A 9,346-nucleotide genomic window follows, 5' to 3' on the forward strand; every position below is an offset into this window, starting at 1 on the left:
CGGCCGCTCTGCGCTTTTGCCCCTCGGCCCTGGCCCAACCCATGCAGACTCACCGTCCCGAACAGTAGACACCGCAATGAGGTCATGTTAATCAGACTAAATAAAATTGAGCAAGGTTGAAATGTGAAGGCTGCAGCGTTTGACTATCTCAGGCCAGCCGGTCTCAGCGAAGCGCTCGCGCTGCTCGCGACACACAAGGACGATTGCAAGATCCTGGCGGGCGGCCAGAGCCTGGTTCCGGCGATGAATTTCCGCCTGGCGCGGCCCGCTATCCTCATCGATATCAACGACCTCAACGAACTGGATTACCTGCGCGCGGACGCCGATCAGTTGAGGATCGGTGCGCTGACGCGGCACGCGGCGTTCCATCGGCCGGTGGTCGAGGGGCCGCTCGGCACGCTCTTGGCAAAGGTCGTGCGCCACATCGCGCATTATCCGATCCGCCAGCGCGGCACCTTCGCGGGAAGCCTGTCGCACGCCGATCCCGCCTCGGAATGGTGCCTGGTCGCCACGACCCTTCGCGCCGAGATGGTTGCGAAGAGCGCGCGCGGCGAACGGGTGATTGCAGCAAGCGATTTCTTCCACGGCACGTTCACGACTGCGCTCGAACCTGACGAAATCCTGGCCGAAATCCGCCTACCGCTGATGACGCCGGATTGGCGCGTGGGCTTCTACGAATTCTCGCGGCGCGCCGGCGACTTTGCCTTGGGGATGGCGGTGGCGGCGACAAGGGTTGAAGACGGCACGATCCGCGAGGCCCGGCTGGCTGTCGGCGGTGTCGCCGATCGCGCGATCCGCCTTGGAGCGCTGGAAGGTCAGCTCGTTGGAAAGCCCGCGTCGGCTGTCGTCATCGATGCGATCGCCCACGAGGCGCGCGGCATGATCGAGCCGAACGGCGACATCCATGCCTCGCCCGAGTATCGGCGCGACTTGATCGCCACTTCGGTCAAGCGTGCATTGACCGAGGCGCTGGCATGAACTGGATCGGCCGACGGCTACCACGGCTGGAAGATCCGGCGCTGCTGAAAGGCGGTGGCAGCTATGTGGCCGATCGTGCAAGTAAGGCGGCAGCCGTCAGTTTCGTGCGCAGCCCGGTGGCACGTGGGACGATCGTCGCTATCGAGATCCCATCAGATGCAACGGTCTTCACCGGGCGCAACCTCGCCGACGTGAAGCCGATCCGCCCCATCCTGCATCGGCCCGATTATGTCGCGATCGGCCAGCCCGTACTGCCGGTCGATCGCGTCAGCTTCTGCGGGCAGGCGCTCGCGGTCGTCGTCGCCGACGATCCTGCGCTGGCGGAAGATATCGCCGAGCAGGTGTTCGTCGATATCGACGTTGCGGACGCCATCATCGATTTCGAAACCGCGCTGGCGCCAGATGCAACGCCGGTGCATCCCGAAGCTGCATCTAACGTGCTGGTCGAAGGGCGCATGAAGACGCAGGGGCTCGACAACGCCTTTGCGGATGCCGCCGAGATCGTCGCGCTGGACGTGCGTTCGCACCGGCAATCGGCGGCGCCAATGGAGAATCGCGGCGGGCTCGCCGAATATGATGCCGCATCGGGACGCGTCACGCTGACCGCATCGGTGCAGATGCCGCATATGCTCAGGACCGGCATCGCCGACACGCTGGACATGCCAGAGTCGGACTTGCGCGTGATCGCGCCCGATGTCGGCGGCGGCTTCGGGCAGAAGATGTCGCTATTTCCCGAATATGTCGTGCTGGTGTGGCTGGCTCGTAAACTGAAGCGGAGCGTCGCCTGGATCGAGGACCGCCGCGAGAATCTGCTCGCCTCCGCCCATAGCCGCGACCAGGCGTTCAGCCTGCGCGGAGCCTTCGCCAAAGACGGCAGGCTGCTCGGGCTGGAGGCGGATTTGCGTTCCAACATCGGCGCGTTCTCCTGCTATCCCGTGACCTGCGGGGTCGAGCCGCTGATGGCCTTTGCCGAACTGCCGGGCCCCTATGATTTCGCCGAATACGGCGTTCGCTCGCGCGGCGTGACCACCAATACCTGCATGATGGCGCCGTATCGCGGCGTATCGCGGCCGACGCTGACCTTCTCCATGGAACGGATGATGGATGTCGCGGCGAAACGGCTCGGCATCGATGCCGCCGAGATCCGCCGCCGCAATCTGATCAAGGCGTTTCCGCATCGTTCGCCGACCGGCCTTGTCTATGACGAGGGAAGTTATCTGCAGGCGATGGAGGTCGCAATCGATGCCGCGGACCTGCCGGCGTTCCGGGCGCGGCAGTCGGCGTTGCGCACGCTCGGGCGCTATCTCGGCGTCGGCATTTCCGTGTTCAGCGAGCGGACCGGCTACGGCACGCCGGCCTATGCCGCGCGCGGCATGGACATCGTGCCGGGCTACGAGATCGTCGATTGCTCGATGGATCCTTCGGGCGACGTCGTGCTGCGCATCGGCTCGTCACCGCATGGCCAGGGCCTGAAGACCAGCCTTGCGCAACTGGTGTCCGATGAACTCGGCATCGAGCCGCAGCGCATCCGGATCATCTCCGGCGATACCGATGCGACGCCCTATGGCTGGGGCACCTTTGCCAGCCGTTCGATGGTGATCGCCGGCGGTGCCTCGAAGCTCGCGGCGGGAAAGATCGCGGTGAAGCTCAAGACCATAGCCGCGACCTTGATGGAAACATCATCAGACAATATCGAATTGAAGGACGGCTGGGCGCGGGTGAGCCATTCCAACCAGGCCATGGAGATCGGCGCGCTGGCGCGGGCCGCCTATCACCAGAGCCATCGCTTCGAGGGGCTATTGCCCGGACTGCATGAGAACGCGGTCTACGATCCCGGCGGCACGTTCTCGAATGCCTGCCATATCGCTTTTGTCGAGGTCGACATCGAGACCGGCGGCGTCAATATCGAACGCTTTCTCGTCGCCGAGGACGCTGGCGTCCTGATCAATCCGATGATCGTCGATGGCCAGATCACCGGAGGCGTCGCGCAAGGCATTGCCAACGCGCTGTTCGAGGAGATCGTCTACGACGACACCGGCAATCTGCTGACCGCGTCCTTTGCCGACTATCTGCCGCCGACCGCGGCGGAGATCCCGGAGATCGAGATCATGCACATGGAAACTGTCTCGCCCGAAAGCGTGACCAAGGCGAAAGGCGTCGGCGAGGGCGGGGCGATCGGGGCGCCGGCGGCGGTCGTCAACGCGATCTGCGATGCGCTGTCTCCCTTCGGCATCGAACTGTTCGAACTGCCTGCAACCCCGCAGCGCATCCGCGAGGCGCTGCGCCGGGCCGGAGGTGCGAGCTATGCCTGACAAGCGCGACGTTACCCTTGCCGTGAACGGCAAGACTTACGCAGTATCGATCGAGCCGCGCCGGAGCCTTGCCGACGTCCTGCGCGACGATTGCGGGCTGACGGGCACGCATCTCGGCTGCGAGCATGGCGTCTGCGGCGCCTGCACCGTGCTGGTGAACGACAAGCCGGTCCGCTCCTGCCTGATGTTCGGTGTGCAGGCTGAGGGCAAGACGGTGCGCACCGTCGAGGGACTGGCCGACGGCGAGACGCTGCATCCGCTACAGCAGGCGTTCTGGGAAAATCACGGCTTGCAATGCGGCTTCTGCACCCCGGGCTTCCTGATGCTCGCCGCCGGCGCGCTGCAGGAAAATCCTGATATGTCCGACGACGACATCAAGGACGTGCTGTCGTCGAACCTCTGCCGCTGCACCGGCTATCAGAACATCGTCAAAGCGGTGCGGCTGGCCGCGCGCGAGATGCGGGCGAGAGCGCGGCAATGAGCTTTGTCGGCCGCTCGCTGCGACGGATCGAGGACCGTCCGCTGCTGATGGGCCAGGGCGCGTTCGCCGCCGACTGCAACTGGCCGGGCCAGCTCCACATGCGCGTGGTGCGTTCGCCGGTCGCTTTCGGCCGCATCCTTGGCATCGAAACCGAGGAGGCAACCGCGCTCGAGGGCGTCGTCGCGATCTGGACCATTGCCGATCTCGACGATCTGCCGCCGATCGATTTCCGCCAGATGGGCCTCGAGCGGCTCGCGCCATACCGGCAATTCGTGCTAGCGCGCGATTATGTGCGTTATGTCGGTGAGCCTGTGGCTGTGGTTATCGCCGTCGATCCCTATGTGGCCGAGGATGCGGCCGATCTGGCGTTTTGCGATGTCGAGGAACTGGAGCCGCAGCTCGATGCGACCGCCGAGCCGGTGGCGTTCATGCCCGATGTTCACCCCGGATTGATGTCCGAGCCGGCGGTGATCCGCCGCGGCTATGGCGATCTCGACGCGGCCTTTGCTCGCGCGCACAGAGTGGTCGAGTTGGAGGTGAAGATCGGGCGCCATACCGGCGTGCCGATGGAGACGCGCGGCGGGTTGTGCGTCTACGACGGAGACAAGGATACATTCACACTCTACGGCGCCGCCAAGGTGCCGCACTATAACCGCGACGCCATCAGCAGGATGCTGGGCCTCGCGCCGGGACGGCTCGAGCTCAGCGAAGGCCATGTCGGCGGCGGCTTCGGCATTCGCGGCGAGCTTTATCCCGAGGACGTGCTGGTCTGCGCCGCGGCGCTGCGGCTGCAGCGTCCGGTGAAATGGATCGAGGATCGAAGGGAGCATCTGCTCGCCGCCAACCATTCGCGCGACCAGGTCTATCGGCTCAAGGCCGCCGTCGACTCGAGCGGATTCATCCTTGGCCTGAAGGCGGATTTCTTCACCGACCAGGGCGCCTATGTCCGCACCCACGGCACCACGGTCACCGATCTCTCGGCGGGCCTGCTGCCGGGCCCTTATGTCATTCCCGCCTATGGTGTCGCTGGCCATATCCGGCTCACCAACAAGACGCCGGCCGGCACCTACCGCGCGCCCGGCCGCTACGAATCCACTTTCGCGCGCGAGCGGCTGATCGACGCGATCGCCGCGGAGCTCGGCCTGTCACCGGTCGAGGTGCGCCGCGTAAACCTGATCGGCGAAGCGGCAATGCCCTTCGATCGCGGCTTCGAGACGCTTGGGACCAAGGTCGTCTACGACTCCGGCAAGTACGCCGATCTGCTCGAACGCGTGCTGGCGCATCTCGACTATCATCGGCTGCAGCAACAGCTCGCTGAACGTCGGAGTGGCGGCGAGCTGGTCGGCTTGGGCCTTGGCTATTTCGTCGAGAAGAGCGGTCTCGGTCCGCAGGACCTGGTGCGGATGAGGCTCGACATGCACGGCGATATCGAGATCGTCACCGGCGTTGCCTCGGTCGGGCAGGGCGTTGAGACCGCGCTGGCGCAGATCTGCGCGGAGACGCTGCGGGTGCCGATCGAGCGCATCCGCGTGATCCATGGCCAGACCGACCGGATCGAAATCGGCTTTGGCGCCTTCGCCTCGCGCGTCACCGTCATGGCGGGCTCCGCCGTGAAGATCGCTGCCGAAGCACTGCGTGCCAGCGCGCTGGAAGTGGCGGCAAAGCTGTTGCAGACCACACCGGAGGTGCTCCGCCTGTCGAACGGCATGATCGAGACCGTCAATGGCAGCGCCTCGCTGCCGCTTGGCGATGTCGCCGCGCATCTCGAGCCGACGGGCGGGTTGACGGGCGAGGGGCGTTTCGCTTCCTCGCACATGACCTATCCCTATGGCATCCACGCCGCACAGGTCCGCGTCGATCCCGCAACCTGTGCCGTCACCATCGAGCGCTATGTGGTCGCCTACGATGTCGGGCGCGCCGTCAATCCGATGCTGATCGAAGGCCAGATCGTGGGTGGCGTGGCGCAGGGCGTCGGCGGCGCGTTCCTGGAAGAGTTCGTCTATGACGAGAACGGCCAGCCGCTGGCGGCGAGCTTTGCCGATTATTTGATGCCGACCTGTCACGAGGTGCCAGACGTCGAAGTGCTCCTGCGCGAGGATGCGCCGTCGCCGCTCAATCCGCTCGGCGTCAAGGGCGCGGGCGAGGGCGGGATCAATGCGGCTGGCGCGGCGCTCGCGGGTGCCATCGACGCCGCCATCCAAAAGCCCGGCGCGGTCGCGCAGCTTCCGATCACGCCCGGCCGCCTGCACGCCATCTTGCGCGGGGGCCGATCATAAGGGGGCCTCAGTCGCGATCGAGGTTGAACCAGAGCGTGCGGACCTTGGTCTTGCCGTGGTTCCAGAGCTTGTGCTTGCGGCGCGAGCTATAGGCGATGAGATCGCCCTGCCGCAGCACGTGCTTGATGCCGTCGACCTCGACGGTCAGTTCTCCCTGCAGCACGAAGCCATATTCGAATCCGTCATGGGTGATCGGATGCTCGGCGCTGCCGGTATGCGGGGCATATTCGTTCACGGCGACCGAGACCCCGCGGCTGCGGTCTTCCCGCATCAGCCGCCGCACGACATGCTGCGCGGTCTCGACGACGCGCGCCTCGGACGCGCGCACCACGATCTTCTCCTCGGCAAGGCTGCCGCTGACGAGCAGATCCGACATCGTGACGCCGAGCGCGCTCGCGATCACGATCAGCGATCCGATCGAGGGCGAGGCGCGTCCGCGCTCGACCAGGCTGAGCATCGAAGTGCTGAGGCCGGAGACGTCGGCAAGCTCCTGCAGCGTCAGTCCGCGCGCCTGCCGCAATTCGCGGATGCGCACGCCGATGGCGGCGAGCGTGTTCGCGGTGGTCTCGGCGATTTCCTCCGACAGATGGGCAAGATCGGCGTTCGCCTCGGTCTCGGATTGGCTCATGTGCTGACGCTCCCGGCGCCGTTCGTCCTGGTCTTCGCAAAGAAGACGTTGCGTGTCCTGTGATTTTGAATATACTAAAAATACTTTAGTTTGGATCAAAAAATAGGCGGCGATGGCCAATCTCTCGTTTTCCCAGGTTCGAGTCATCGACAGCGCCGCCGGATGTCCAGAAATACCGATCGTGGAGGGCGAGGGCAACGCGAAGGTTGTGCTGTCGCCGCACAATGGCGCGGCGTTCCGCAGTTTTCAGCTCGTGTCGCTGCAGCAGAATGCGCGCACCATCGACCTCAGCCATGCGTCCGACTGCGTGTACTACGTGATCGCGGGCGAGGGCGCGATCGTCGATACGGCCGGTGGCTCGCGCCACGAGGTCGCCGAAGGGCACATGGTCCATATCGATGCCGGCGATCGCTACCGCATCGAGGCGGGTGCAGCCGGCATCAAGGTGATCGGCGGGCCGTGCCCGGCCGATGCCAGTCTCTACTCAATGATCGCAGCGAGCTAGACCATGGCCATTCGCCTGTTTCATCGCGACCATCCGACGCTGCGCTTGCCGCTGATCTCCAAGGACGCACGTTTCGTGATCTGGCCCGGCGTCGGCGCCTGGCAGGCAAATCTCAACTATGTCTGCCTCGAACCTGGCGAGGCCAACGTTCCCCATATCCACACCCAGTCGGAGGACACGATCTTCATCCTCGAAGGCGAGGGGACGATTCACGACTACACCAACAACATCTCGCTGCCCTTCCACGCCGGCTGCGTCGTCCACGTGCCCGTGGGCGTCAAGCATGCGGTCGCGGCCGATCGTGGCAGCCATATCGTCAGTGTCGGCGGTCCCTGTCCGGCTGACGTTCCGCTGCTGAAAAAAGTCGGTGCGCTGCCGGCGGATGCGACGCCGCCGCTATCGGCGTAATCGGGCCGGCGCATGAAGCTGGGCTCCGCGGCATGGATGAACTGGTCGAGGTGATGGGCGATGTCGCCAGCGCCAGCCTTGCACGACACTAGCCGTCCCGTGTTCCAGCGCCAATACTACATTGTGACCCTCAGCGACGACTGCCGCTCCGTGTGGCGGTGGGAAATCAAGCGCAGAGGCGCGCCGATGGGCGTCAGAGTGACCGGAGATGGATATTCATCCCAGCGCGCGGCGGAAGAGGCCGGAAAGCACGCCCTCGCGGAATTCCTCCTTGCGGTCGCTTCCGAGCAGAAGCGCGGATGAGATGATCGCGTCGACGTGTGCTCGGAACGGATCGATCAGCCAGACCTCTGCGCCTGCTCGGCGAACCGCCGGTCTTTTATCGCAGGCCCTGGCAAATCAAGGGGGCTGCGGTGTTACACCGCAGCCCTGAAAGCAGATACGGTCGCGACTACATCTGAAAGACTTACTGGCAGGGATACCGCCGGCCCTTTGCCACGTACGTATTCGACGCTGGATCGTAGGAGCGGTAGCGCTGCGCGCAAGATGCCGCGTGCTGCTGGGCGGCGGCGGCTTCCTGCTGGGCGGCGGCAGTGGCTGCACCGGCCGCGATGGCGCCGCCGATGAGGCCGCCGACCAGTCCGCCAACACCGACGCCGTTGTCATAGCACTGTCCGTAACGGCACCAGACCTTCTCGGTCAATGCCGGGACCGCGGCAGCAAGACCCGTGCTGGTCTGTAACGGAGCCGAAATCGCGGAGGCTGAAAACACCACGGCACCGGTGGTGGTCATCAAAACGACATTCAAAATGTGATCGGTTCGCATCGAATCTCCTGCTTCATTCCTGTGGGCGCAGGTCGGCGCCTGCCTCCCGATTCCTGAACATGGATTACGGGCTCGCCTGGCCTCGGCCCGGGCGAGACCGTATACGCACGGCCGGTTGCAATTCGCGCGTCAGCATAAGTTCACAGATGGGCGGAGTTTATTGGCCGGCTGCGTCCACGACGCGGCAGAGGTTATTGCTGACACCTGGAGCCAAGTGTCCTGGCGGCAAGGTGAAGACCGCATCGACGCGGCTACCTCGGCCTTCCTTGCGGACGACGACTTGCAATGTTTGTGGTCGGCCGGATCCGGTTGTCTCTTGCTGAGTGGTCAGCGTGCCAAGCTTCTTGTCCACGTTCACACCGACAAAGCCCTCTGCCAGAACGGCCCGGGAAACCTTGTCAAGGGCGACACTGGGATTGACGGACGGGAAAATCATCCAGGTCTTGTGGGTCATGCCCGTCACCATCGGAACGCCGCTGCTCTGGAAGTGCTCTGCGCAGCTATCGGCCAGCGCAGGCATAGACGACAGAACCATGAGCGTGAACACGCAAGTTATTCTTGTAAGCATGCTTTCATAACCTGTTGGAGTAAGTCGGGAGGATTGCGACCAAACGCGCCGTAAGTCCATCGATGCCTTCGCATTCTGGATGGAGGCATTCGGATTTTGGCTAGTGCACGGAGTGATCCTGCAAGCGATCGGCGATCTGGCCGACGTAGGAAACGCCGACGCTCGCCTGCGACGTCACGCGCAGGTCGAGCCCGCCTGCCATGAGCGCCGCGAGAATGGATCAGCGCTTTTTCGGAAGTAAGCGGTAAGAGCTCCCACGTTCGCAGTGATCAGCGGGCGCGTGCGTAGCGGATCGGCATCCAGTATTGGCGCAGCGCCTCGACGGCCGCTGGGATATCGAGGTGGGCATTGCGAAGAAAGTCCT

9 protein-coding genes are annotated in these 9,346 nt (G+C 64.4%); 6 read left to right on the forward strand and 3 right to left on the reverse strand.

Annotated features, from left to right (window positions below; translation table 11 throughout):
- Window positions 1-123: 123 nt before the first annotated feature.
- Genes ACZYOF_RS26565 through ACZYOF_RS26580 form a run of 4 tightly spaced genes read left to right on the forward strand, consistent with a single transcriptional unit; the run spans window position 124 to window position 6,047 of the window.
- Complete coding sequence (locus ACZYOF_RS26565; protein ID WP_463717633.1) at window positions 124-978, forward strand: FAD binding domain-containing protein; 855 nt, start codon at window positions 124-126, stop codon at window positions 976-978.
- Window positions 975-3,290 (forward strand): xanthine dehydrogenase family protein molybdopterin-binding subunit, encoded by a 2,316-nt coding sequence (locus ACZYOF_RS26570; RefSeq protein ID WP_463717634.1) that lies wholly within the window; start codon window positions 975-977, stop codon window positions 3,288-3,290. Before ACZYOF_RS26565 ends, ACZYOF_RS26570 begins: the two co-directional genes overlap by 4 nt.
- Window positions 3,283-3,771 carry a (2Fe-2S)-binding protein gene (locus ACZYOF_RS26575; protein ID WP_463717635.1) on the forward strand — a complete coding sequence of 163 codons (489 nt, stop codon included), beginning with the start codon at window positions 3,283-3,285 and terminating at the stop codon, window positions 3,769-3,771. Before ACZYOF_RS26570 ends, ACZYOF_RS26575 begins: the two co-directional genes overlap by 8 nt.
- Window positions 3,768-6,047: a xanthine dehydrogenase family protein molybdopterin-binding subunit gene (locus ACZYOF_RS26580; RefSeq protein ID WP_463717636.1), complete on the forward strand. Its 2,280-nt coding sequence runs from the start codon at window positions 3,768-3,770 to the stop codon at window positions 6,045-6,047. The genes ACZYOF_RS26575 and ACZYOF_RS26580 overlap by 4 nt, the downstream gene beginning before the upstream one ends.
- Window positions 6,048-6,054: 7 nt before the next feature.
- Here the strand turns inward: ACZYOF_RS26580 and ACZYOF_RS26585 are convergent, their stop codons facing one another.
- On the reverse strand, window positions 6,055-6,675 hold the full coding sequence (locus tag ACZYOF_RS26585) for a helix-turn-helix domain-containing protein (protein WP_282530808.1): 621 nt from the start codon (window positions 6,673-6,675) through the stop codon (window positions 6,055-6,057).
- Between the two features lie 112 nt (window positions 6,676-6,787).
- Here ACZYOF_RS26585 and ACZYOF_RS26590 point away from each other — a divergent pair, with 112 nt between their 5' ends.
- Both ACZYOF_RS26590 and ACZYOF_RS26595 read left to right on the forward strand, forming a co-directional pair.
- Entirely contained in the window at window positions 6,788-7,180 is a 393-nt protein-coding gene (locus ACZYOF_RS26590) for a hypothetical protein (RefSeq protein ID WP_463717637.1), read from the forward strand.
- 3 nt (window positions 7,181-7,183) lie between these two features.
- Window positions 7,184-7,588, forward strand: coding sequence for a cupin domain-containing protein (locus tag ACZYOF_RS26595; RefSeq protein WP_282530806.1), 405 nt, complete (start codon window positions 7,184-7,186; stop codon window positions 7,586-7,588).
- Window positions 7,589-8,054: 466 nt separating this feature from the next.
- Here the strand turns inward: ACZYOF_RS26595 and ACZYOF_RS26600 are convergent, their stop codons facing one another.
- Complete coding sequence (locus ACZYOF_RS26600; protein WP_463717638.1) at window positions 8,055-8,414, reverse strand: BA14K family protein; 360 nt, start codon at window positions 8,412-8,414, stop codon at window positions 8,055-8,057.
- 157 nt (window positions 8,415-8,571) lie between these two features.
- The gene (locus ACZYOF_RS26605; protein ID WP_463717639.1) at window positions 8,572-8,961 is read right to left on the reverse strand and encodes a hypothetical protein; all 390 of its coding nucleotides are present in this window, start codon (window positions 8,959-8,961) and stop codon (window positions 8,572-8,574) included.
- Window positions 8,962-9,346 lie beyond the last annotated feature (385 nt).

It is taken from the genome of Bradyrhizobium sp. LeoA1Lang, from assembly GCF_055413685.1.

Excerpts from the sequence above, each read along its gene's own strand:
- ACZYOF_RS26585 (WP_282530808.1), bottom strand. The coding sequence starts at position 6,675 with ATGAGCCAATCCGAGACCGAGGCGAACGCCGATCTTGCCCATCTGTCG.
- ACZYOF_RS26595 (WP_282530806.1), top strand. The coding sequence starts at position 7,184 with ATGGCCATTCGCCTGTTTCATCGCGACCATCCGACGCTGCGCTTGCCG.
- ACZYOF_RS26580 (WP_463717636.1), top strand. The coding sequence starts at position 3,768 with ATGAGCTTTGTCGGCCGCTCGCTGCGACGGATCGAGGACCGTCCGCTG.
- ACZYOF_RS26590 (WP_463717637.1), top strand. The coding sequence starts at position 6,788 with ATGGCCAATCTCTCGTTTTCCCAGGTTCGAGTCATCGACAGCGCCGCC.
- ACZYOF_RS26570 (WP_463717634.1), top strand. The coding sequence starts at position 975 with ATGAACTGGATCGGCCGACGGCTACCACGGCTGGAAGATCCGGCGCTG.
- ACZYOF_RS26600 (WP_463717638.1), bottom strand. The coding sequence starts at position 8,414 with ATGCGAACCGATCACATTTTGAATGTCGTTTTGATGACCACCACCGGT.
- ACZYOF_RS26575 (WP_463717635.1), top strand. The coding sequence starts at position 3,283 with ATGCCTGACAAGCGCGACGTTACCCTTGCCGTGAACGGCAAGACTTAC.